General features: G+C 71.9%; 17 protein-coding genes and 1 pseudogene. 10 read left to right on the forward strand and 8 right to left on the reverse strand.

The window, feature by feature from the left end; all coding sequences use genetic code 11:
* From ABD207_RS07855 to ABD207_RS07865, 3 genes are all read right to left on the reverse strand, one after another.
* The coding region (locus ABD207_RS07855) for an AAA family ATPase (RefSeq protein ID WP_344011123.1) at window positions 1–1,444 on the reverse strand (1,444 nt) is incomplete at its 3' end.
* Between the two features lie 133 nt (window positions 1,445–1,577).
* Complete coding sequence (locus ABD207_RS07860; protein ID WP_344011124.1) at window positions 1,578–2,270, reverse strand: TetR/AcrR family transcriptional regulator; 693 nt, start codon at window positions 2,268–2,270, stop codon at window positions 1,578–1,580.
* Window positions 2,271–2,295: 25 nt separating this feature from the next.
* The gene (locus ABD207_RS07865) at window positions 2,296–3,546 is read right to left on the reverse strand and encodes an MFS transporter (protein WP_344011125.1); all 1,251 of its coding nucleotides are present in this window, start codon (window positions 3,544–3,546) and stop codon (window positions 2,296–2,298) included.
* A 224-nt stretch (window positions 3,547–3,770) separates the two neighbouring features.
* On the opposite strand from ABD207_RS07865, the gene ABD207_RS07870 reads away from it, so the two are divergent.
* The 5 genes from ABD207_RS07870 (at window position 3,771) to ABD207_RS07890 (ending at window position 12,604) form a co-directional block, all read left to right on the forward strand.
* The gene (locus ABD207_RS07870; RefSeq protein ID WP_344011126.1) at window positions 3,771–5,813 is read left to right on the forward strand and encodes a thioredoxin domain-containing protein; all 2,043 of its coding nucleotides are present in this window, start codon (window positions 3,771–3,773) and stop codon (window positions 5,811–5,813) included.
* Window positions 5,814–6,088: 275 nt separating this feature from the next.
* The gene (locus ABD207_RS07875) at window positions 6,089–7,360 is read left to right on the forward strand and encodes a glycosyltransferase (RefSeq protein WP_344011128.1); all 1,272 of its coding nucleotides are present in this window, start codon (window positions 6,089–6,091) and stop codon (window positions 7,358–7,360) included.
* The gene (locus tag ABD207_RS07880) at window positions 7,357–9,003 is read left to right on the forward strand and encodes an ArnT family glycosyltransferase (protein ID WP_344011130.1); all 1,647 of its coding nucleotides are present in this window, start codon (window positions 7,357–7,359) and stop codon (window positions 9,001–9,003) included. Before ABD207_RS07875 ends, ABD207_RS07880 begins: the two co-directional genes overlap by 4 nt.
* The gene (locus tag ABD207_RS07885) at window positions 9,000–10,193 is read left to right on the forward strand and encodes a glycosyltransferase (RefSeq protein ID WP_344011132.1); all 1,194 of its coding nucleotides are present in this window, start codon (window positions 9,000–9,002) and stop codon (window positions 10,191–10,193) included. The genes ABD207_RS07880 and ABD207_RS07885 overlap by 4 nt, the downstream gene beginning before the upstream one ends.
* Window positions 10,190–12,604 (forward strand): galactose oxidase family protein, encoded by a 2,415-nt coding sequence (locus ABD207_RS07890; RefSeq protein WP_344011134.1) that lies wholly within the window; start codon window positions 10,190–10,192, stop codon window positions 12,602–12,604. Before ABD207_RS07885 ends, ABD207_RS07890 begins: the two co-directional genes overlap by 4 nt.
* Window positions 12,605–12,708: 104 nt before the next feature.
* On the opposite strand, the gene ABD207_RS07895 is transcribed toward ABD207_RS07890, so the two are convergent.
* The 4 genes from ABD207_RS07895 to trhA all read right to left on the reverse strand — a co-directional run bounded on the left by ABD207_RS07895 (window position 12,709) and on the right by trhA (window position 16,614).
* A complete protein-coding gene (locus ABD207_RS07895; RefSeq protein WP_344011136.1) occupies window positions 12,709–13,440 on the reverse strand; it encodes a Mut7-C RNAse domain-containing protein in 732 nt (243 codons plus the stop codon).
* A gap of 13 nt (window positions 13,441–13,453) precedes the next feature.
* On the reverse strand, window positions 13,454–14,092 hold the full coding sequence (locus ABD207_RS07900) for a TetR/AcrR family transcriptional regulator (protein ID WP_344011138.1): 639 nt from the start codon (window positions 14,090–14,092) through the stop codon (window positions 13,454–13,456).
* A 4-nt stretch (window positions 14,093–14,096) separates the two neighbouring features.
* Window positions 14,097–15,677, reverse strand: a complete 1,581-nt coding sequence (locus ABD207_RS07905) for an MFS transporter (protein WP_344011177.1) — start codon at window positions 15,675–15,677, stop codon at window positions 14,097–14,099.
* Between the two features lie 223 nt (window positions 15,678–15,900).
* On the reverse strand, window positions 15,901–16,614 hold the full coding sequence (gene trhA, locus ABD207_RS07910) for a PAQR family membrane homeostasis protein TrhA (protein WP_344011140.1): 714 nt from the start codon (window positions 16,612–16,614) through the stop codon (window positions 15,901–15,903).
* Window positions 16,615–16,941: 327 nt separating this feature from the next.
* On the opposite strand from trhA, the gene ABD207_RS07915 reads away from it, so the two are divergent.
* Window positions 16,942–18,753 (forward strand): phosphoenolpyruvate carboxykinase (GTP), encoded by a 1,812-nt coding sequence (locus ABD207_RS07915; protein WP_344011142.1) that lies wholly within the window; start codon window positions 16,942–16,944, stop codon window positions 18,751–18,753.
* A gap of 431 nt (window positions 18,754–19,184) precedes the next feature.
* Here ABD207_RS07915 and ABD207_RS07920 read toward each other — a convergent pair.
* Window positions 19,185–19,668 (reverse strand): annotated as a pseudogene (locus ABD207_RS07920) (AAA family ATPase); the annotation flags it as partial.
* A 210-nt stretch (window positions 19,669–19,878) separates the two neighbouring features.
* Between ABD207_RS07920 and ABD207_RS07925 the strand changes: the two are divergent.
* From ABD207_RS07925 to ABD207_RS07940, 4 genes are all read left to right on the forward strand, one after another.
* A complete protein-coding gene (locus ABD207_RS07925; RefSeq protein ID WP_167994433.1) occupies window positions 19,879–20,745 on the forward strand; it encodes an AraC family transcriptional regulator in 867 nt (288 codons plus the stop codon).
* Between the two features lie 347 nt (window positions 20,746–21,092).
* Window positions 21,093–21,710, forward strand: coding sequence for a hypothetical protein (locus ABD207_RS07930; protein ID WP_167994431.1), 618 nt, complete (start codon window positions 21,093–21,095; stop codon window positions 21,708–21,710).
* Between the two features lie 344 nt (window positions 21,711–22,054).
* Entirely contained in the window at window positions 22,055–22,306 is a 252-nt protein-coding gene (locus ABD207_RS07935) for a hypothetical protein (protein ID WP_344011144.1), read from the forward strand.
* On the forward strand, window positions 22,285–23,355 hold the full coding sequence (locus ABD207_RS07940; RefSeq protein ID WP_167994427.1) for a hypothetical protein: 1,071 nt from the start codon (window positions 22,285–22,287) through the stop codon (window positions 23,353–23,355). The genes ABD207_RS07935 and ABD207_RS07940 overlap by 22 nt, the downstream gene beginning before the upstream one ends.
* Window positions 23,356–23,425 lie beyond the last annotated feature (70 nt).

A 23,425-nucleotide genomic window follows, 5' to 3' on the forward strand; every position in this document is an offset into this window, starting at 1 on the left:
CCAGCGAGGCCCGGCCGGCCAGCGCCAGCCGGCGCAGCAGCCGCCGCACCGGGTCCGGCTGGTCGGTGTAGCGCAGCCACAGGGCGCGTTCGACCGGCTCGACCGGGCCGTACGCGGCGAGGTCCGAGGCCAGGGTGCGCGGTGAGCGCGGGCCGAGCGCGGATCCGGCGATCCGCAGCGCCAGCGGCAGCCCGCCGCACAGCTGACGGATCCGCTCGTGCGCCTCGGCGTCGTAGGGGCCCGAGGAGTCCTGCGCGGCGCTGGTCAGCAGCTCCTCGGCACCGGCCGCGTCCAGCGGCTCCACCGGCAGCTGATGCACCCGCGCCGGAAGGTCCTCCGGCAGGCCGAGCGGTGCCCGGGAGGTGACCAGGACCAGGCTGTCGGAGCGCTCCGGGACCAGGGTGCGCACCTGCTGCGGATCGCAGGCGTCGTCCAGGACGACCGTCACCGGCATCCCGGTCAGATGCTGGTGGTACAGCTCGCTCAGCCGCTTGACCTGCTGGTCGGGGGAGGAGCGCTCGCGGAACAGCAGCTGTTCGCGGGGTGCGCCGAGCCGGTTGAGCAGATGCAGCAGCGCGTCCCGGGTGGACAGCGGGGGCTCGCCGGGGCTGTCGCCGCGCAGATCGACCACGCAGGCCCCGCGGAAGTAGTCCCGCAGCTCGTGCGTGGCGCGCAGCGCGAGCGTGGTGCGGCCGCTGCCGGGTGCGCCGTGCAGCACCACCACCGTCGGCTGGGTCTCCGTGCTCGCCCGGGCGGCCTGCACCCACTGCCGGATCCGCGCCATCTCCTCCCGTCGTCCCGCGAACGGGCCCGCCGGGTCGGGGAGCTGGCCGAACGACTGCTCCAGCAGGCTGCGCCCGCGGGCCGCCGCGCTCTTGTCGGCGCCCCGCAGCCGGGGTCCGGTCGTCTTGGCGCCGGTCGACGCGGCCAGCACCCGCTGCTGATCGAGGAACGGGCGGATGCCGCGCACCTCCAGCGCCGTCAGCCACTGCAGCCGCAGCTGCTCCGGACCGCCCGGCTGGCTCACCGCACCGGCGCGATGGTGCGCGGCCGGCAGGTGCGACCCGGCCACCTTCACCACGGTCGCCGCCGCCCCGACCACCCCGGCCGTCACCCCGGCCCCCAGCGCGATGCTCGCTCCGGTGCCCTGGGCCAGGTCCGCGACCACGGCGGTCACCCCGGCGACCCCGGCCACCAGCAGCGGGGTCCCGGCACCCTCTCGGGCGTACCGCTGCCGGAAGGTGAGCTGCCCGGCCTCCGCCTCGTCCAGCGCGCGGGTATACGCCTCGTACTCCTCCGCCGCCGTCTCGGCCATGGCGTCCAGCGCCCCGCGCGCCCGGGCGAGCAGCACCTTGCCGTCGATGCGTCCGCCCGACCGGCGCACCTCCTCCTCCACGGCCCGCGCCAACAGCCGCTCGGCGTCGGCCCGATGACCGTCCCTCATGTCCCGTCCCCCTCCGGCAGCAACTGCACTGCCTATGAGTGTCCTTCGGACCCGCCCGTCGCGCGAGAGGGGCGGCGATCACCGGTTGTGAAGGGACGGTGGCGGACTGAAAACAGCCAGACACAGGGCGAGTTCAGGACTGCGTGGCCGAGAGTGCGCGGGCGTGGGCGAGGGTGAGCCGGGCCGTGGTGTCGATCAGGCCGCGGTCGGCGGGGGCGCCGGAGACGAGCGCGCGGTAGCAGAGGGGGCCGAGCATGGTGTCGACGAGGGTGCCGAGGGCGGAGTCGTCGACGGTGATGCCCTCACGGGCGAGAACCTCGCGCAGCCCCGCCGTGTCCAGCGCCCGCTGTTCCCGGAGGAAGCCGGCCCGCAGCGCCCTGGCCGTGTCCTCGTCCAGCTGGGCGTGGCCGAGGAGGGCCCGCAGCACCTGGCCGGCGGGCTCGGCGAAGAAGGCGGACACCCGGCGCAGTTGGGCGGCGAGGGCCTCCTCGGCGCTGCCGCCTTCGCCGGGCTGCCACCGGAGGGCCTCGCGGGCGTCGTCGGTGAGCGTGTCGAGGAGGATGTCGACCTTCGACTTCCACCAGCGGTAGATCGTCTGTTTGGCGACGCCCGCGCGCTGGGCGATGCCCTCGATGGTCAGCGCGGCGAATCCCCGCTCGACGAGGAGATCGTCGGCGGCGTTCAGGACGGCGAGGCGGACGCTCTCGCTGCGGCGCGGACCGGTGCGGCTGATGACCTTGGTCCGCTCACCGGCCGGCCGTGCTTCCCGCGTGGCGCTGATGGTTCCGCAACCCTTCGATCGTGTCCTTCGGTCAGATTCTGGCATCCGTCAGCCTCCGGCGGTGTCGGACTCAAGTGGGGCGGTCGCCGCGGCCGGTGCGGATCAGGCTGAGCAGAACGCCCAGGCAGAGGGCGGCCACCGCCGCGCTGAACGTCTCCCCGGCCGGGCGCAGGCTGGTCTCGCGGATCAGGACGCCCACGCCGATCGCGGGCAGGGCCAGCATCGTGTAGAGGATGGTGAAGAAGGTCGAGACGGAGGCGCCCCGGTGCCGGGGAGCGCCGCGGGTGGTGATGACGCCGATCCCGTGGCCCAGGGCGACGCCGGTCGCCAGTCCGCAGAGCATGGCGCCGACGACCAGCGGGGCGAGGGTGCCGGTGGCCATCGCGGTGGCGATCAGGCCGGCCGCGCCGATCATGCCCAGGCAGGCCAGGGGCAGCGCGGTGCCCGGCTTGAGGACCCGGACGAAGAGCTGGCCGAACGCGGTGCAGGTGAAGGCGATGAAGACGACGGCCCCGGTGAGGATGCGGCTGTTCTCGTGCAGGACGGTGTCGAGGAACAGGCCCGTCACGGAGGTCAGGACGCCGAGGACCGCGAAGCCCGCGCCCGCCGCCATCGCGGACCGCAGGAAGTCCGAGCGGATCTCGCCCGGGAAGTGCAGCGGCTGGAGCTGCCAGGTGAAGCCGGGGCGGTGAGCGGAGCTCTCGCCGCTGAGCAGGACGCCGAGCGTGGCGACGGCGGTGAGGGCGAGCAGGACCGCCCAGGGCGTGCGCAGCGGCGCCGGGGCGACATCGGCCAGGATGCCCGCAAGGAGCGTGCCGCCGGCGAGGCCGCCCATGTTGGCGAACAGGGCGAGGGTGGCGGGTTTGAGCCGGCTGTGCTGTCCGAGCCGCTCGGTGAGCGAGGCGGTGGCGGCGCCGGTCACCAGGGCGGCGGCGAGCCCGGAGAGCACCCGGCCGACCAGCATGACGGCGACGTTCTGGGCCAGCAGGAAGACCAGCGCGGCACACACCGACAGCAGGGTGGCGGCCAGCAGCACGGGGCGGCGGCCGATCTGGTCCGACAGCCGGCCGAAGACGAGCAGCCCGAGGACGACGCCCAGCGCGTAGACGGCGAAGACCACGGTCACGGTGAACTCCGAGAAGCCGAACTCGGCGCCGTAGAGCGGGTAGAGGGGCGTGGGCGCGGTGGTGCCGGCCATGGTGATCCAGAAGGCGAAGGCCACGTTGAACACCGCGAGACCGGTGCCGCGTGCCGGTCGTGCCGGTCGTCCCGGTAAGGAGGTGCCGGCCGGGTGGCCGGGGCGGTCGGTGGGGTCTTCCACTGTTGTTGCCTCTCGTGAGCGACGAAGGATGAGCGCTGAGGGACTAGACAGGACTAGACAGAACCAGACAGGACTGGACAGGAGTGGACAGGGCTGGACAGGACGTTGCGTCCAGTCTGAAGACTGGCAAGACTAGACACTACGTTGCGTCTACTCAACCTTCGCGCGATCACCCGGTGCGTCCCGCGCCCCGTCCTCCCGGCCGAGTGCGCAAGGATGGAGGTATGCCGAACCGACTCGCGCAGGCCACGTCCCCCTATCTCCTGCAGCACGCGGACAACCCGGTCGACTGGTGGCCGTGGAGTCCCGAGGCGTTCGAGGAGGCCCGGCGGCGCGATGTGCCGGTCTTCCTCAGCGTCGGATACAGCGCCTGCCACTGGTGCCATGTGATGGCGCACGAGTCCTTCGAGGACCAAACCACCGCCGACTACCTGAACGAGCACTTCGTCAGCGTCAAGGTGGACCGGGAGGAGCGGCCCGACGTCGACGCCGTCTACATGGAGGCCGTGCAGGCGGCGACCGGGCAGGGCGGCTGGCCCATGTCGGTGTTCCTGACGCCGGACGCGGAGCCGTTCTACTTCGGCACCTACTTCCCGCCGGCGCCCCGGCACGGCATGCCCTCCTTCCTCCAGGTGCTGCAGGGCGTGCACCAGGCGTGGGCGGAGCGGCGCGAGGAGGTCACCGAGGTGGCCGGGAAGATCGTGCGGGACCTGGCCGGGCGGGAGCTCAGCTTCGGTGACGCGCAGGTGCCCGGGGAGCAGGAGCTGGCGCAGGCGCTGCTCGGGCTGACCCGGGAGTACGACCCGCAGCGCGGCGGCTTCGGCGGGGCGCCGAAGTTCCCGCCGTCGATGGTGATCGAGTTCCTGCTCAGGCACCACGCGCGCACCGGCTCCGAGGGCGCGTTGCAGATGGCGCAGGACACCTGCGAGCGGATGGCGCGCGGCGGGATCTACGACCAGCTCGGTGGCGGGTTCGCCCGGTACTCGGTGGACCGGGACTGGGTGGTGCCGCACTTCGAGAAGATGCTCTACGACAACGCCCTGCTGTGCCGGGTGTACGCCCACCTGTGGCGCAGCACCGGCTCGGAGCTGGCCCGCCGGGTCGCGCTGGAGACCGCCGACTTCATGGTGCGCGAACTGCGCACCCCCGAGGGCGGTTTCGCCTCCGCGCTGGACGCCGACAGCGACGACGGCACCGGGCGGCACGCCGAGGGCGCGTACTACGTGTGGACGCCCGCCCAGCTGCGCGAGGTGCTCGGCGAGGACGACGCCCAACTCGCCGCCCGGTACTTCGGGGTCACCGAGGAGGGCACCTTCGAGCACGGCGCCTCGGTGCTGCAACTGCCGCAGCAGGACGAGGTGTTCGACGCCGGGCGGATCGAGAGCATCAAGAAGCGGCTGCTGGCCGCGCGCGCCGAGCGGCCCGCGCCCGGCCGGGACGACAAGGTCGTCACCGCCTGGAACGGGCTGGCGATCGCCGCGCTCGCCGAGACGGGCGCCTACTTCGACCGGCCGGACCTGGTCGAGGCCGCCGTCGCCGCCGCCGACCTGCTGGTGCGGCTGCACATGGACGAGCTGGCCCGGATCGCCCGCACCAGCAAGGACGGGCGGGTCGGCGCCCACGCGGGCGTGCTGGAGGACTACGCCGACGCGGCCGAGGGCTTCCTGGCGCTGGCGTCGGTGACGGGGGAGGGGGTGTGGCTGGAGTTCGCCGGGCTGCTGCTCGACCATGTGCTGGCCCGCTTCACCGACTCCGAGTCGGGTGCCCTGTACGACACGGCCGCGGACGCCGAGCGGCTGATCCGCCGCCCGCAGGACCCGACCGACAACGCCGCCCCGTCCGGCTGGACCGCCGCCGCGGGCGCCCTGCTGAGCTACGCCGCCCACACCGGCTCGGAGCCCCACCGCACCGCCGCCGAACGGGCGCTGGGCGTGGTGAAGGCGCTCGGTCCGCGGGTGCCGCGGTTCATCGGGTGGGGGCTCGCGGTCGCCGAGGCGGTGCTGGACGGGCCGCGCGAGGTGGCGGTGGTCGGGCCCGCGCTCGACGACAAGGCCACCGCAGCCCTGCACCGCACCGCGCTCCTTGGCTCCGCGCCGGGTGCCGTGGTCGCGGTGGGGACCCCGGAGAGCGACGAGTTCCCGCTGCTCGACGGCCGGCCGCTGGTGGACGGTGAACCGGCCGCCTACGTCTGCCGCAACTTCACCTGCGACGCGCCGACCACTGATGCCGACCGGCTGCGCGTCGCGCTGGGGGCCGGCGCGCACTGAAAGAGCCGAGTGTCCGAGCGCGGCTGAAAATCGCTCAAACGGCAGCTGAGGCAGCGGTTTTGCGCTGCCCGGACACAGAAGGGTTGGGTGCGAAATCGGTCAACTTCGGCCAGAAGTCGGCCCCTTGCGCAACAGGCACTTCATCGAAAGGGACCCCAGCGTTCACAACTTCCCCTTATTGTCTGCACGGTGACGTGACGAATCCGCCGTGCGCCGCTCGATGCGGGTGACGCGGCCGTCACGTCCGGGGGGATCGGGGATCTGGGGGGATCTGTTTGCTGACGTCCGTCTTCATTGCTGTCGTTTCGCTGGCCTTGTTCGGGATGGCCGCCTTCACCCTGTGGTGGCAGATGCACGCCTGGCGCACGCCGGAGGTGCTGGCCTCCACCCGGTTCAGCAGCCCGGACGGCGGTGAGCATCTGTCGTTCTCCCTGCTGCTGCCCGCCCGGCACGAGCAGGCCGTGCTCGACCACACCATCCAGCGGCTGCTGGAGTCCAGCCACACCGCCTTCGAGATCATCGTGATCGTCGGCCACGACGATCCGGAGACCACCGCGGTCGCCGAGTCGGCTGCCGCCCGCGACCCGCGGGTGCGGGTCGTCGTCGACACCCATGAGAAGAAGAACAAGCCGAAGGCGATGAACACGGCCCTGCCGTACTGCCGCGGCGACGTGGTCGGGGTGTTCGACGCCGAGGACCAGGTGCACCCGGAGCTGCTCGCCCATGTCGACCACGCCTTCCGCTCCACCGGCGCCGACGTGGTGCAGGGCGGGGTGCAGCTGATCAACTTCCACTCCAGCTGGTACAGCCTGCGCAACTGCCTGGAGTACTTCTTCTGGTTCCGCTCCCGGCTCCATCTGCACGCGCAGAAAGGGTTCATCCCGCTGGGCGGCAACACCGTCTTCGTCCGCACCGACGTGCTGCGCGCGGCCGGCGGCTGGGATCCCGACTGCCTCGCCGAGGACTGCGACCTCGGCGTCCGCCTCTCCAGCGCCGGCAAGAAGGTCGTCGTCGCCTACGACTCCGACATGGTCACCCGCGAGGAGACCCCCGGCTCGCTGGTCTCGCTGCTCAAGCAGCGCACCCGCTGGAACCAGGGCTTCCTGCAGGTGTACCGGAAGAAGGACTGGAAGCAGCTGCCCGCGCTGCGGCAGCGGATGCTCGCCCGCTACACCCTGATGACACCGTTCCTCCAGGCGTTCAGCGGCGTCATCATCCCGCTGAACGTGGCCATCGCGATCTTCCTCGACGTGCCCGTCGGCGTCGCCTTCATCACCTTCCTGCCCGCCGTCACCGCCCTGGTGACCTTCGTCTTCGAGGTCGTCGGGCTGCACGACTTCGGCAAGCAGTACGGGCTGCGCGTGCGCCTCGTGCACTACCTCAAGCTCATCGCCGGCGGCCCCTTCTACCAGCTGCTCCTCGCCGGCGCGGCGATCCGCGCGGTCTGGCGCGAGCAGCGCGGGCGCAGGGACTGGGAGCTGACCACGCACGTCGGTGCCCATCTGGACCCGGCCGGCGACCGGACCCGAGAGGACGTTGCCGCGTGACCTCCACCCTCGACCCGGTGACCGCGCCGCAGATACCCGCGCAGCGCCGGCCCGCACCCCCCGCCGGTGCCACGGGCCGGGCGCTGCCGCCCCGCCGTCTGCGCTCCTCCCGCCCCGACCTGCTGCTGTGCGGGGTCCTGCTTCTTGCGATCCTCGTCGTGCAGGGCTGGAACATCTCCGCCTACCCGGCCCTCAGCGACGACGAGGGCACCTACCTCGCCCAGGCCTGGGCCGTCCAGGAGGGCAGGGGCCTCGCCCACTACACCTACTGGTACGACCACCCGCCGCTCGGCTGGATCCAGCTCGCCGTCCTCACCTGGATCCCGGCGCTGCTCAGCCCCGAGTCGATGACCGTCGGCACCATGCGCGCGGTGATGCTGCTGATCAGCGGCATCAGCGCGGTCCTCGTCTACGTCCTCGGCCGCCGCCTCGCCCTGCCCCGCTGGGCCGCCGGGCTCGGCATGGCGCTGTTCGGGCTGTCACCGCTGTCGGTGGTGCTCCAGCGGGAGATCTTCCTCGACAACCTGGCGGTGATGTGGACGCTGCTCGCCTTCACCCTCGCCGCGTCCCCGAGCCGGCATCTGTGGCACCACTTCGGCGCGGGCATGGCCGCCGCCACCGCCGTGCTCACCAAGGAGACGATGCTGCTCGTCCTGCCCGCGCTGTTCGTCACCGCCTGGCGGCACAGCCACCAGGACACCCGCAAGTTCGCGCTGACCGGCGCCGTCACGGCGTGCGCGCTGATCGGCTTCTCCTACCCGCTGTTCGCCCTGCTCAAGGGCGAGCTGCTGCCCGGCGCCGGCCACGTCTCCCTCTGGGACGGCGTCAAGTACCAGATGACCAGGCCCGGTTCGGGCTTCATCCTGGACCAGGGCTCCGGCTCCTGGAACGTGCTCCAGTCCTGGCTGTACTACGACCGCATCCTGCCGCTCGGCGGCCTGGCCGGCGCGCTGCTGCTGCTCGCCACCTGGCGCTGGTCCGTCACCGCCCGCGCGCTCGCCGGACCGGCCCTCGCGGTCGCGATCCTCGCCGCGCTCGCCCTGCGCCCCGACGGCTATCTGCCCGCGATGTACGTCATCCAGGCGCTGCCGTTCCTCGCGCTGGTCCTCGCCGGCGGCGCCGCCAGCATCGCCCACGCGGTGCTGCGCCGGGGCCGCTCCGGGAAGGAGAGGCGCGCCACGGTGTACGGCCGGTACACGCTCGCCGTCGCCCTCGCCCTGGCCGCCTGCGCCTATGCCGGCCCCCGCTGGTACGACGGCACCCGCATCGCCGTCACCACCGACGCCAACGCCCCCTACGAGGCGGCCTCGCGGTGGATGGCCGAGAAGGTGCCCGACCCGGCCCGCACACGGGTCCTGGTGGACGATGCGATGTGGCTGGACCTGGTGCACGCCGGGTACGAACCGGGGCTCGGCGTCATCTGGTTCTACAAGGCCGACCTGGACCCGGCCGTCACCAGGACCATGCCCAAGGGCTGGCGGGACATCGACTACGTCGTCGCCTCGCCGACCGTGCGGCGCGACGCCAAGGACCTGCCCAACGTCAAGGCCGCCATCGAGCACTCCCGGCCGGTCGCCGTGTTCGGCACCGGCGAGGACCGCATAGAGATCCGCAAGATCGCGACCGCCGGAGGCGAGCGATGAGCCAGGAGTCCATCGTCCCCGGCGGCCTGGGGGAGCCGGTCCTCGAGCCGGTGGAGGTCCCCGAGCCGGGGGCCGTCACCATCGTCGTACCGACGTTCAACGAGTCCGCCAACGTACGGCAGCTGCTGCACCAGATCACCGAGTCCGTCCCCGCGCGGGTGCCCTGCGAGGTCGTCTTCGTGGACGACTCCACCGACGACACCCCCGAGGTCATCCGCGCCGCCGCGCAGGACTGCCCCTTCCCGGTGACCGTGCTGCACCGCGAGGAGCCCACCGGAGGGCTCGGCGGGGCCGTCGTCGAGGGCATCAAGGCGGCCACCTCCGACTGGGTGGTCGTCATGGACGGCGACTGCCAGCACCCGCCGGCCCTCGTCCCCGAGCTGATCGCCACCGGCGAGCGGGCGGGCGCCGAACTCGTCGTCGCCTCCCGGTACATCAAGGGCGGCAGCCGCGCCGGACTCGCCGGCAGCTACCGGGTGGCCGTCTCGCGCGGCGCGACCTGGCTGACCAAGTCCCTCTTCCCGCGCCGCCTGCACGGCATCAGCGACCCGATGAGCGGCTTCTTCGCCATCCGCCGCACCACGGTCACCGCCGGGGAGCTCAAGCCGCTCGGCTACAAGATCCTCCTCGAACTGGCCGTCCGCAGCCGCCCCCGCACGGTCACCGAGGTGCCGTTCGTCTTCCAGGAGCGGTTCGCCGGCGAGTCCAAGTCCACCGCCAGGGAGGGCCTGCGCTTCCTGCGGCACCTCGCCGGGCTGCGCACCGAGGCACCGCTCGCCCGCATGATCGTCTTCGGGCTGATCGGACTCACCGGCTTCGTGCCCAACCTGGTCGCGCTGTGGGCGCTCACCGAGGCGGGGCTGCACTATCTGCCCGCCGAGATCATCGCCAACCAGTTCGGCGTGGCCTGGAACTTCCTGCTCATCGACCGGCTGCTGTTCCGCACCCGGCGCCGGCACCGGCACTGGGCCGACCGCACCGTGCGGTTCGCGCTGCTCGCCAACGCCGACCTGGTGCTGCGGCTGCCGCTGATCGCCCTGCTGGTCGGCCAGTTCCACCTGGCTGTCCTCCCGGCCACCGCCCTGGCCCTCGTCATCACCTTCGTCCTGCGCTTCGTGGGAACCGAAGCGCTGGTGTACCTGCCGCGCAGGAGCCGCCGAGCGAGCCGCACAGCAAGGAGCACGCCATGAGAACACCGCTCAGGCCCAGACGCGCCACGGCCCTGGCGGCCGTCGGCGCGCTCACCACGGGCCTCCTGCTCACCGCGCCCCAGCCGGCCGCGGCCGCCAACCTGGTGAAGAACCCGGGATTCGAGACGGCCGGCGCCGGTGACATGCCGTACTGCTGGTCCAAGTCGGGGTGGGGCGACAACGACTTCACCTTCACCGTCACCGACGACGCGCACACCGGCGGCAAGGCGATGAAGGTCGAGCTGACCCGGCGCGTGGACGGCGACCGCAAGGCCCTGATCACCGAGTCCGCCGAGTGCGCGCCGGTGGTGACGCCGGGCAAGCAGTACGACCTGTCCCTCTGGTACAAGTCGACGACGCCCGACACCTCGGTCACGCTGTTCCGGCACGACGCAGGCGCCGGCTGGCAGTACTGGACCGACCTCAAGACGCTGGACATGGCGGCCGCCTGGACCGAGGCCGGCGTCCGCACCCCGGAGGTCCCGGCCGGCACCGACCGCATCGCCTGGGGCGTCTCCGTCTACGGCACCGGCTCCGTCACCACCGACGACTACACCATGGAGCAGGTCGCCGAGCCGGTCCCCGACCCCGAGTGCACCGGGACGGCGGCCGAGTGCGCCGACGGCAAGTGGGAGGTGCTCCCCACCAGGAACCCCGTCCGCTCCATGCACTCTGTCGTGCTGCACAACGGCAAGGTGCTGCTGATCGCCGGCTCCGGCAACGACCCGGAGCTGTTCGAGGCGGGCACCTTCACCTCGGCGGTGTACGACCCGGAGAACGGCACCTACCAGACCATCCCCACGCCGGACGACATGTTCTGCGCCGGTCACGTCCAGCTCAAGGACGGCCGCGTCCTGGTGATGAGCGGCAACAAGGGCTACCCGTCCGCCGACGGCACCATCGGCTACCAGGGCTACAAGGACTCGTACATCTTCGACCCGGAGACCGAGACCTACAGCAGGACCAACGACATGAACGACGGGCACTGGTACCCGTCGGCGACCATCCTCGGCAACGGTGACGTCATCAGCTTCGGCGGCCTGCGCGAGGACTCCACCGGTTCGGTGACCGCCGAGCTGTGGTCGGACGCCGAGCAGCAGTGGCTGCCCACCTGGAAGGTCAACCAGACCTGGTCGTACTGGGGCCTGTACCCGTCGATGATCCTGATGCAGGACGGCCGCCTCTTCTACTCCGGCAGCCATGTCTTCGGCAACAACATCCCCGGCACCGGCGCGGCGATCTACGACTACGAGGCCAACACCATCACCCAGGTGCCCGGCCTGCAGAACAAGGACGAGCGCGACCAGTCGGCCAGCGTGCTGCTGCCCCCGGCGCAGGACCAGAAGGTCCTCACCCTCGGCGGCGGCAACATCGACACCAACCCGGACGCCAACCGCCTGACCGACATCATCGACCTCAAGGACCCCGACCCGGGCTACGTCGCCGGCCCGCCCATCCCGCAGGGCACCGTCGACCTGGGCGACGGCCGCGTCCCGCAGACCGGCGACCAGGGCAAGATGTATGTCTCCGCGGTGCTGCTGCCCGACGGCAAGGTCCTGGAGACCGGCGGCGCCCTGCACAACCGCGCCGACCCGGTCTACGAGACGTCCGTCTTCGACCCGGCCTCGGAGACCTTCGACCCGGTGGCCGCCGACCCGGAGGCCCGCGGCTACCACTCCTCGGCGTTCCTGCTCCCCGACGGCCGGGTGATGGCCACCGGCGACAACCCGGGTGACGGCTCCTGGAACCACGACGTGTCGATCTACAGCCCGCCCTACCTCTTCAGGGGCGAGCGGCCGGAGATCACCTCGCTGATCGACACCGAGTGGACCTACGGCGACACCCAGCGCATCACCGTCGACCGGCCCATCGCCAAGGCCGAGCTGATCCGCCCGGCCGCGGTCACCCACTCCTCCGACCCGAACCAGCGGTTCGTGGACCTGCCGCTGTCCGTCGACGGCAGCAACGTCGACCTGAACGTCACCAGCAACCCCAACCTGGCCCCGCCCGGCTGGTACATGCTGTTCGTGGTCGACGCGAACGGCGTGCCGTCGGTCGCCAAGTGGGTGCATCTGCAGGGCCCGCAGGCGCTCACCGCCAAGGACGCCTCCGCCCACGTCCACGACTTCGCGCAGGCACCCGAGGGCAAGGTGACCGGGCCCGGCAACAAGCGCACGTCCCACCCGGTCAGCCCGCGTATCTCCGGCTGCGACCGCCACTACGGCTCGGCCAACGTCTGCGTCCCGACCGTGTTCCCCGACGAGGTGAAGCCGGCCACCACGGCCCGCTGCACCTGGCTGAAGGACCACGACTACGGCCGGCTCAAGGTCAACGGCAAGGACGACCCGCTGAGGCTGGACCGCAACCGGGACGGCATCGCCTGCGGCAAGGGGGACCTGGCCAGGCGCTGAGCCGGGCCCGGGAACCCGGGCACCGACAGGCGCGGGGGACCGCGTGCCGCACACCACGGCGCCGCGGTTCCCCGCGCCTGCGCCTGCGCAACCTCCGCGCGGGCTCAGCGCAGCTGCGCGCGCAGCGCCACCGCCCGTTCGACGATCGCCTCCAGCTGCTCGTGGTGCGCGCCCCGCCAGTACGCGCGCCCGCACTCGGTGCACTGCGCGAAGACGTCGTACGTCCGGTGCGTGCCGCCCTTCAGCTGGTCGGCGACCTCCTCCTTGGTCGCCTCCCGCAGCAGCCCGTTGCACTGGGTGCACCGCGTCCAGGGCCGCAGCTCGGGCCGGAACCGGTCCAGGACGTAGGCCAGTTGCTCCTCCGGCCGGGTGCTGTACACGAACGCGCCCGCCCACAGCTCGCGCCGCCGCAGCAGCCCCCGGTCCCGGCTGAGCATCACCCGCCGCTCCGCGGCCGACCGCGAGGCCAGCGCCGGGTCACCGATGTCGGTCGCCTCGTAGGCGGTGTCCACCCCGAGCAGCCGCAGCCGCCGGGCCAGCGTGCCCAGATGGACGTCGAGCAGGAACCGCAGCGGGGCGCCCGGCACCTGCTGCGGGTGCGCCACCTTCCGTACGGTGATCTCTTCCCCGGCCTGCGGCACGTGGGAGACCGGTACCTCGCGCCCGTCCACGAGCAGCGCACCGACCTCGGTCAGCGGCACGCCGAGGGACTCGACGACATGGCCGAGGGTGGACGCCCCGTCGGTGGCGGTCTTCAGCGTGCCCGCGGGCCGGGCCTGCGGCACGAAGAGCAGCAGCTCGCGGTCGAACTCGACGTGGATCTCAGGACCGTTCACCCGGTCAAGGATGTCATGGCAGGCGGCGCGGCAGGTCCTGGAACGTGTCCAGAGTGCGGTCGATCAGCTCGGCAAGATCGTCGCGGCAGCCGCGCTCGCCCCAGTAGACCAGCGTCTCCAGCATGGCGCCCATCAGGGCCATCGAGTAGACCCGGACCTCGAGGTCCTGCTCCTTGCGGCCGGTGCGCTCCGCGATGGCCCGGCACAGCATGCGCCCCGTGACGGACATGCTCTCCATCAGCCGGGAGCGCACCTGGGGGACCTCCACGGCCAGCCGGGCGCGCAGCACCATCTCCTCCTGCTGGTGCTCGGGGTTGTCGGCGAAGGCCATCGCCATCGCCTCCCGGACGGCCCACCGCACCGACTCCAGCACGGGCTCGTCGTCCGGGCGGCCGCGCATCAGGTCCTCGAGGAGGTGGTCGTACTCGTCCGTGAGGACGATGTGCTCCTTGGTGGGGAAGTAGCGGAAGACGGTGCTGGGCGAGACCTCGGCGCGCTCGGCGATCTGCTCGACCGTGGTGGCGTCGTACCCCTGTTCCTTGATCAGGGCGTAGGTGGCCTCCCTGATCGCCATGCGCGTCTTGATCTTCTTCCGTTCGCGCAGGCCCAGGTGGCGGGCCGGTTCGCGAACAGGGGTTCGTGCCATGGTCATGGCCTCATTGTCCGTCATCCTCCTTCGCCGGGACCATGGCCGGGGAGGGACCGGAGAGACCAGAGGGACCGGAGGGACCGGAGGGACCGGAGGGGCCGGAGAGGCTGGAGGGGCTGGCGGCCGGCGACGGCTCGTGCGAGTCGGTGTCCGGTCCGGCGGCGGGGCGCGGATTCGGCAGCCACAGGGCCGCCATGACCGCCGTCGCCAGCGCGGCCGCGCCGCACACCACCAGCACCACCGACATGCCGTCCAGGTAGGCCGCGTCCGCCGAGGCGGCCAGCGCGGGCAGGTCCAGCCGCTCGGCGACGGCGTGCGCCCCGCCTAGCGACTCGCGGGCGGCCTCGGCGGCGGGCGCGGGCAGGCCGGTGGTGTCCAGCCGGCCGGTGTAGGTGTCGGCGACCAGGCTGCCCAGCAGGGCGATGCCGACGGCGCCGCCGACCTGGCGCAGCGTCATCAGCAGCCCGGAGCCGCTGCCGGCCTCGTCGGCGTCGATGCCGCCGAGCGCCGCGTCCATGGCCGGCACCATGGCGAAGGCGAAGCCGAAGCCGGCGATGGTCAGCCACAGCGCGGTGAAGCCGTAGCCGTCGCCGGGGCCGGTGCGCGAGCCGAGCAGCGCGGCGAAGCACAGCACCACCAGACCGGTGGCGACCACGGGGCGGGGGCCGAGCCGGCGCACCAGCGGGGTGCTGGCCCGCGCGGCGACCAGCAGGCCGCCCATCATCGGCAGCAGCCGCAGCCCGGTGCCGAAGGCGTCGTGTCCGTCGGTCTCCTGCAGGCGGGTGGGCAGCAGGAACAGCAGCCCGGAGAGGACGAAGGTGCCGAGGGTGGCGGCGAGCGTGTTGAGCAGGAACACCCGCCGGCCGAGCAGTGCCAGGTCGAGCATGGGCCGCACGGCGTGCCGTTCGCGCACCGTCAGCGCGGTCAGCAGCAGCGCGGCCAGGGCGAAGGCGCCCAGCACCCAGCCGCTGGTCCAGCCGCGTCCGGGGCCCTCGATGATGCCGAAGACCAGGGCGCCAAGCCCGAGCGCGCTGTACGCGGTGGAGAGCGGGTCGACCTTCGGCGAGGACGGGTCGCGGGACTCGGGCAGCAGGAACAGGCAGGCGGCGATGCCGAGAGCGGTCATGGGCAGGTTGATCAGGAAGATCGAGCCCCACCAGTAGTGGTCGAGCAGCAGTCCGCCGACGAGCGGGCCGAGCGGCATGCCCGCGGCCATGGAGGCGGTGACGGCGGCGACCGCCTTGCCGCGCTCCTCCTCGCCGAACATCGACGGCAGCACGGACAGCCCGAGCGGGATGACCAGCGCGGCCCCGAGCCCCATCACCGAGCGGGCCGCGATCACCAGGCCCGGCGTGTCGGTGAGCGCGCCGGCCAGGGAGCCGAGCAGGAACACGGCGAGCCCCGCCACCAGCATCCGGCGGCGCCCGAAGCGGTCGCCGAGAAGTCCCGCGGGGAGCATCAGCGCGGCGAACACCACGATGTACGCGTCCACGATCCACTGGAGCTGGTCGGTGCTCGCCTCCAGCTGCGCGGCCATGGTCGGCAGGGCCACGTTGAGGATCGTCAGGTCGAAGCCGAGCGTGAGCATGCTCGCGACCAGGGCGCCCAGAGCCCACCAGCGGCGGGGGTCGGGCGGTGCGGCGTTCACGGAATCGACAGCAACGACAGCAGCCATGAAATGAGAGTAACTCTCAAAAAGAGGTGACTGTCAACAAGCGCCACGCGGGTGGACGGAATCCGGGCACGGAAGAGGGCATGAAAAAGGCCGCGGCGTCACCGCCGCGGCCCTGTCCCGTGCCGTTCGCCGTGCACTACGCGTGCTGGTAGGCCACCAGGGAGATCCCCACGTAGTGGGTGATGAAGGCGGCCAGGGTGAAGGAGTGGAACACCTCGTGGAAGCCGAACCAGCGCGGTGACGGGTTGGGCTTCTTGATGCCGTAGATGACGCCGCCCGCGCTGTAGAGCACGCCGCCCGCGATCACCAGGACCAGCACGGCGATGCCGCCGGTGCGCATGAAGTCGGGCAGGTAGAAGACGGCCGCCCAGCCCATGGCGATGTAGCAGGGGGTGTACAGCCAGCGCGGGGCGCCGACCCAGAAGACCCGGAAGGCGATCCCGGCGACGGCGGCGGCCCAGATGCCCCACAGCAGCCAGCGCCCCTTGGAGTGCGGCAGCAGCAGGATGGTCAGCGGGGTGTAGGTGCCGGCGATGATCAGGAAGATGTTGGCGTGGTCCAGGCGGCGCAGGACGCCGTCCATGCGGGGGCTCCAGTTGCCCCGGTGGTACAGCGCGCTGACCCCGAACAGCAGGCAGGCCGTGAGCGCGTAGACCCCGCAGGCGATCCGGCCGCGGGTGGAGTCGGCGAGGGCGGTGAGGACCAGGCCGGCGACCAGGGCGGCGGGGAACATGCCCAGGTGGAGCCAGCCCCGGAGCTTGGGCTTGACCGGGTGCGGCAGATGGGTCGCGACCGGACCGCGGCCGTCGGCCGGCGTGTCCGAGGGCGCGTCGGGGACGAACGCTGTCATGCACCGCATGGTACCTACGGGACCGTAAGTTGCGGGTCAGTGTGACGAATTGGGCACCGCTCCGGCCATCCTCTCACGACTCCTCGGCCGAACCGTCACGCAAAGAAATCGTCATATCAACCCAACGTGCTCGTAAAACCATCCGAAAAACCGTGGCCATCGTCACGCTGCTCACCTGTGCGCCCCTCTGGACAGATGGGCGCTTGCGTCGGATGATCAAATGAGTGCGGTCGGCACCGGATGAGCGCCCAAGATCTCACCGACAAGCATCCGGGTCGCAGCCCCCACGGGGCCTCCCAACAAAAAACCCCTCATTTAGGAGCAATCGTGGCGCGCGACATCGCGGCTCCCACCACCCACCAGGGACTGATCTCCTGGGTCAAAGAGATCGCAGACCTGACGCAGCCGGACGAGGTCGTCTGGTGCGACGGCTCAGAGGCCGAGTACGAGCGCCTGTGCGAGGAGCTCGTCGCCAAGGGAACGTTCCGGAAACTGGATCCGATCAAGCGCCCCAACTCCTACTACGCCGCCTCCGACCCCACCGACGTGGCCCGCGTCGAGGACCGGACCTTCATCTGCTCCGCCAAGGAGGAGGACGCCGGCCCGACGAACAACTGGAAGGACCCCGCCGAGATGCGGGAGATCTTCACCGGTGACAAGGGCCTGTTCCGCGGCTCCATGCGGGGCCGCACGATGTACGTGGTGCCCTTCTGCATGGGCCCGCTCGGCTCGCCGCTGTCCGCGATCGGCGTCGAGATCACCGACTCGGCCTATGTCGCCGTCTCCATGCGCACCATGACCCGCATGGGGCAGGCCGTGCTCGACGAGCTCGGCGACGAGGGCTTCTTCGTCAAGGCCGTGCACTCTCTCGGCGCCCCGCTGGAGCCGGGCCAGCAGGACGTGCCCTGGCCCTGCAACCAGACCAAGTACATCTCCCACTTCCCCGAGGACCGCGAGATCTGGTCCTACGGCTCCGGCTACGGCGGCAACGCCCTGCTCGGCAAGAAGTGCTACGCCCTGCGCATCGCCTCCGTCATGGCCCGCGACGAGGGCTGGCTGGCCGAGCACATGCTCATCCTGAAGCTCACCCCGCCGCGCGGTGAGGCCAAGTACGTCGCCGCGGCCTTCCCGAGCGCCTGCGGCAAGACCAACCTCGCCATGCTGGAGCCGACCATCCCCGGCTGGACGGTCGAGACCATCGGCGACGACATCGCCTGGATGCGCTTCGGCGAGGACGGCCGCCTCTACGCCATCAACCCCGAGGCCGGCTTCTTCGGCGTCGCACCCGGCACCGGCGAGCACACCAACGCCAACGCCATGAAGACGCTGTGGGGCAACGCCGTCTTCACCAACGTCGCCCTCACCGACGACGGCGACGTGTGGTGGGAGGGCATGACCGAGCAGCCCCCGGCCCACCTCACCGACTGGCGCGGCAACGACTGGACGCCGGAGTCGGACACCCCGGCCGCCCACCCCAACGCCCGCTTCACCGTGCCCGCCTCGCAGTGCCCGATCATCGCGCCCGAGTGGGAGGACCCCAAGGGCGTGCCGATCTCCGCGATCCTCTTCGGCGGGCGCCGCGCCACCGCCGTGCCGCTGGTCACCGAGTCCTTCGACTGGAACCACGGCGTCTTCCTCGGCGCCAACGTGGCCTCCGAGAAGACCGCCGCCGCCGAGGGCAAGGTCGGCGAGCTGCGCCGCGACCCGTTCGCCATGCTGCCCTTCTGCGGCTACAACATGGGCGACTACATGGCCCACTGGATCGACGTGGCCAAGGACAAGGACCAGTCCAAGCTGCCGAAGATCTACTACGTCAACTGGTTCCGCAAGAACGACGAGGGCAAGTTCGTCTGGCCCGGCTTCGGCGAGAACAGCCGCGTCCTGAAGTGGATCGTGGAGCGCCTGGAGGGCAAGGCCGAGGGCGTCGAGACCCCCATCGGCATCCTGCCGACCAAGGAGGCGCTGGACACCGACGGCCTGCGGCTGTCCGACTCCGACCTGGACTTCCTGCTCACCGTCGACAAGGACGTGTGGCGCGAGGAGGCCGCGCTGGTCCCCGATCACCTCAACACCTTCGGCGACCACACCCCGAAGGAGCTGTGGGACCAGTACCGCGCGCTCGTCGAGCGCCTGGGCTGAGCACAGCCCCCACCAGCTCCGCGGCCGGTCGGATGCCCTGACCAGCGATCGTCACGTGCCGGCCGCGGAACTCACCGGCGGGGCCCCGTACAACGGCGTGCGGGGTTACGGGCCCGGCGCCGCCCGCTCCGTCCGCCCCGACGGAGCACCTCGCGGCACCGGATCCACCCCCGCCCACTCCGGCACGGCCCGCCCCGGGCTCTCACGAACGTGCCGACCCACGACGGACGCCCCGGCTCATGCAGGACCGGGGCGTCCGGCTGTGCCCGGCCGCACCGGCGCGCGCCCGGCCCCTCGGATCAGGCGGAACAGGTCGGAGGCGGTGCGGACGTCGGTGAGGTCGTGCACGGTGCGGAGGTTGTCGCAGGGATGCGAGGACCGAGCCCGGCGCGGGGGAGGGGGTGGCGAGGGTGATGCCGAAGAGGCGGAAGTCCAGGCGGCGCTTGACGCCGTGCCACAGGCGCGCCAGTTCTCGGAGATCTCCCTGGGCGCGCCGCCGCTCTCGGGGTGGCAGATCCGCTCGTTGAGGTGGCCGGGCGTCTCGTTCAGCGCGGCCGTCGAGCACTTGAAGATCTCGTCGCTGAAGGCGATGTGCGCGGTCGTCGCCCGTCCGTCGTACACCTGCCGGTACTCGCCCCGCGCCGGCGCGGCCACGTCGATCGGCCCGGACATCCGCGTCGGCGCGGTGCACTTCGGCAGCAGGATCTCCCAGTACGCGGCGCCCTCGATCCGGCCGGTCAGCTCCCGCGCCAGCTCCGACGTCGCCGTGCCGGGCGGGCCCAGCAGCAATGAGTGCTGCCCGGCCGGCAGCGTCACCACCAGGGTCCGTACGACGTCGTCTCGCTCGAGGAACCGCTCCGCCAGCTCCTCGCGGACCGCCCGCAGCCGCCGCGCCGTCTCCTGCCCGTCCCCCATGCCGGGTTCCTCCCCCCGGTACCGCCCGCAGAGCCTCTCCCGGCCCTCGCGCCCCGAACGCTGCAGAAGCCATGCCGGACGCGGCCCCGGCGAGCCGCGGTACCGCACCCGATCCGATCGGGCACAGGATGTCGGGTCGGGGGCACCGCGTGCTCCCTAGCGTGAGGCACAGATCGAGGAACAGATCGAGGAAGAGAAGGGGAGCCGGGAGTGCTGGAGCGTCTCAACCAGGTCCTGGACCACATCGAGCAGCGGCTCGACCAGGACATCGACGCGGCCGGCCTGGCCCGTATCGCCGCCACCTCCGAGTACCACCTGCGCCGGATGTTCTCCGCGCTCGCGGGCATGCCGCTGTCGGAGTACATCCGCCGCCGCAGGCTCACCGTCGCCGGTGCGGAGGTGCTCGAGGGGCGCGCGACGCTGCTGGAGATCGCGGTGCGCTACGGCTACGGCTCGGGCGAGGCGTTCGCGCGTGCCTTCCGTGCCGTGCACGGGGTCGGACCCGGCGAGGCGCGGCGCACCGGAGCCGCGCTCGTCTCCCAGCCACGGCTCACCTTCCGCCTCACCGTCGAAGGGAGCAGCAGCATGCGATACCGCGTCGTCGACCGGCCCGGCTTCACCGTCGTGGGATTCAAGGCCCGGGTCCCCTTGGTGCACTCGGGACCCAACGAGAAGATCATCTCCTTCGTGCGCGGCCTGGACCGTGAGGCGGTCGGGCAGCTGGAGCAGCTGTCGGACCAGGAGCCGCAGGGCGTCGTCGCGGTCTGCGACGACCTGGACCCCAGCCGGGCGGAGGGTACGGAACTGGACTACTACCACGCGGTGGTCACCTCGGCCCCCGCACCGGAGGGCACCGACACCCTCCGGGTGCCGGCCGGCACCTGGGCGGTCTTCACCACCGCGGGTCCGTCCCCGCAGGCCATCCAGGACCTGTGGCGCGATGTCTTCACCCAGTGGTTCCCGTCCAACCCGTACCGCAGCCGCCCCGGCCCGGAGATTCTGCGCACCCGCCTGTCCGACGACGGCACCCACGCGGACGCGGAACTGTGGCTGCCGGTGGAGCGGGAGTCGAGCTGAGGCCGCCCGCGGGCGTGCGTCGGTTCCGTGGGCGACCGGCAGGTCAGGGATGACAATCGGCCATATTCGCACGTGTGTCCGATGTGTGGCCGGGGTTCATGAGGTCGATCAAGTCCCTTGAAGTGCGCCAAAGTTGGTGAAAGGGGCGCGCAGTGCCCCGGTTCACCGCGAGGCGTGTGTCCTGACCGAATCGGGATCATGGAGACGTCGTGGACTTGGGTTCCTGATCTTGCAGGACCAGAGTGATCGGCGTGGGGGAGCGCCACCGACCGAAACCAGGCGCTCGCACTCGGGGACTTTCGACCGAGCCCCGCTCTGCTTCTGACCACATGGGGGAACACGTGGCCATGACCAAGCGCCCCGGGCGGCGCATCATCACGTCCATAGCCGCCGTCACGCTCACCGCCTCGGCCGTTCTCGCCGGCGGCGAGGTGGCCGTCGCCGCCGACGGGCTTCCGGCGGACGCGGAGGGTACGGACACCACCGAGGTCGTCGAGATCACCGAGCCGGACCAGCAGGTCCCCACGGGGGACGCCGTGCTCGGTGAGGCGGAACTGGCGGCGGACGGCGCCGCGGGGGAGTCCGGCGCCTTCGCCGTCCGTGCCGCCGCGGCCAAGCGCCTTCCGTACCTCTGCAAGGCCACGGTCGACTACCCGCACAACTCGCACACCAAGAAGGGCACGATCAACGTGCACTTCGACACCAAGTGCGGCCAGGTGGCCCCGAATCTGAACACCGAGGGCACGCTGTCCCGCTCCCGCTGGTACGGCTGGGAGCACCTGGCCACCGGCAAGGGCGGCAAGAAGAACACCAAGAGCCTGCGCGTGGTGGCGCCCAAGGGCTGCAAGAAGGACACCTGGTACCGCTACAAGGGCCAGGCCCGCTTCTACGTGTCAGGCCCGCAGGGCAGGGGATCGGCCCACGTCTACAACCAGAACGACAAAGAGATCAAGTGCAAGGGCTGACACGGCGGGCGGCCGACGGGGCGGCGGCTCTCTGTGTCGCCGTCCTGCTCGGGTCCTGTACGGGACCGGCGGATGAACCGTCCCGGGCGCGGGCCTCGGACCGGACCTTGGGGCCGGCGTCCCCGTCCGCGTCTCCGTCCGGGGCGCCGGCGCGCCCGGCCGCCCGGCTCGACGGGGGGCCCGCCCTGCCCCTGGTGGCGGGTCAGTGGGGCGACGGCCGGCGCAAGGCGCCCCCACGGCGCCTCGACTGGGAGGAGCCGGAGGGGAACAGCCGCGGGTCCGGCGCCGGGAAGCCGCTCAGCGTCAGGGTGACGGCCGACGCGGCTCCTTCGTACGTCTCGTTCATGCTGCACAGCAGGATCGACAAGTCCGGCATCCCGGACGAGGACGTGCGGCGGCAGAAGGTCATGGCGTGCGGACCCGGCATCACCGAACCGGGGTGCCGGATCACCCGGAACGAGGACCGCTCCTACACGATCGAGCTCGTGGGCGCGCCGCCGCCCGGGCATCCGTACCGCGTACTGTACGTGCAGTGGGCACCGAATCGTGCTGACGCTGAGGAGACTTGGGCATCGTGGCAACTTCCCACTGGCTAGGTGAACCTCCCTCGGGCGGGCAGGGCACGGCCGCCTTGGCCCTGGCCCGGATCGCCGCCGGTGTGGCGCGGGACGTGACGGTGGACGCCGTCGTCGAGCTCGAGTACGCGGCGCGTGAGGCGGAGCCCGAGCTGGGCGGGCGCTTCGGGACCGGGACGGCAGGGGGCGCCGCTGCTGTCCGGCGGCGGAACGGCCGGTCCCGGCGGTGCCGGCTGGAGGGCGTGTCCTCGCTGGGGCTGCGCGAGGAGGACGGTGCCGACGAGCCGTGGGCCGTGCTGTTCGATCCGGCCCGGCTGCTGAGGGGCATCGGAGCGGTTCCGGTGGCGCGGCGTGCGGGGGAGTGCGTCGAACTCGCCCTCGTACCAAACCTGTTGTGCGCCGATCCGGGGGACGAGTGGCTGCCGCCCGGGGCCGGCCGGCTGGTCGTCCGGGTCGATGCGGACACCGGCTTCCTGCGGTCCGCCGAGCTGTATGACGCACACGGGGCCCTGGCCACCGCGCGGGTCGTCGAGTTGGACGTGCGTGAGGTGCGCGACGCGTCGGAGGGCGCGGGGCGGGTGCTGGGGCGGATGGCCAGGACGCTGGTGGAGCCCGTCGAGCTGACGGGCGGTGTCGTGGAGGTCGAGGCCGATCCGCACGACGACCTCGGCTTCGAGGCCTTCGAGGTCCCGGGCGGAGCACGACGGTCGTGGGACGTCTCGGTTCGCGGGAAGGAGCTGGCGCTCACGGGGGACTACGCGCCGGAGCGGACCGGGCCGGTGGCGGCCCGGCTGGCCGAACTGCTGACGCCCGGCCGCATCGTCGGGCACCTCAGCCGGGTCGAGGCGCAGCCGGGGGGCACGGACGACTCCGTGCGGGCCGTCGTGCGGCCGATGCGGGCCTTCCCGTTCAGTGCATGGGCGCCGGACGAGGGCCTGACCTGTGAGTTCACGGTCGATCCGGGGACGGGCCTGCTCGTACGGGCCGAGGCCCGCTCGGAGGAGGGCGTGGTGTTCCGGCACGTCGTCACCCGCGTCACCGCTGCCGGGCGGGAGCGGAAGGGCCGCTGATACGTCAAGGCGTCAAGGCGTCACGGGCGTCTCCCCTGGCTCCCGCCCTGCGGGCGGGTCAGGAGCCAGG

Origin of the sequence: Streptomyces thermospinosisporus (genome assembly GCF_039526425.1) — a bacterium.
GTDB lineage: Bacteria > Actinomycetota > Actinomycetes > Streptomycetales > Streptomycetaceae > Streptomyces > Streptomyces thermocarboxydovorans.

Coding starts and splice junctions, on each gene's coding strand:
- ABD207_RS07860 (WP_344011124.1), bottom strand. CDS start 2,270: ATGCCAGAATCTGACCGAAGGACACGATCGAAGGGTTGCGGAACCATC.
- ABD207_RS07870 (WP_344011126.1), top strand. CDS start 3,771: ATGCCGAACCGACTCGCGCAGGCCACGTCCCCCTATCTCCTGCAGCAC.
- trhA (WP_344011140.1), bottom strand. CDS start 16,614: ATGACAGCGTTCGTCCCCGACGCGCCCTCGGACACGCCGGCCGACGGC.
- ABD207_RS07905 (WP_344011177.1), bottom strand. CDS start 15,677: ATGCTCACGCTCGGCTTCGACCTGACGATCCTCAACGTGGCCCTGCCG.
- ABD207_RS07935 (WP_344011144.1), top strand. CDS start 22,055: ATGCTGCACAGCAGGATCGACAAGTCCGGCATCCCGGACGAGGACGTG.
- ABD207_RS07885 (WP_344011132.1), top strand. CDS start 9,000: ATGAGCCAGGAGTCCATCGTCCCCGGCGGCCTGGGGGAGCCGGTCCTC.
- ABD207_RS07930 (WP_167994431.1), top strand. CDS start 21,093: ATGACCAAGCGCCCCGGGCGGCGCATCATCACGTCCATAGCCGCCGTC.
- ABD207_RS07900 (WP_344011138.1), bottom strand. CDS start 14,092: ATGACCATGGCACGAACCCCTGTTCGCGAACCGGCCCGCCACCTGGGC.
- ABD207_RS07890 (WP_344011134.1), top strand. CDS start 10,190: ATGAGAACACCGCTCAGGCCCAGACGCGCCACGGCCCTGGCGGCCGTC.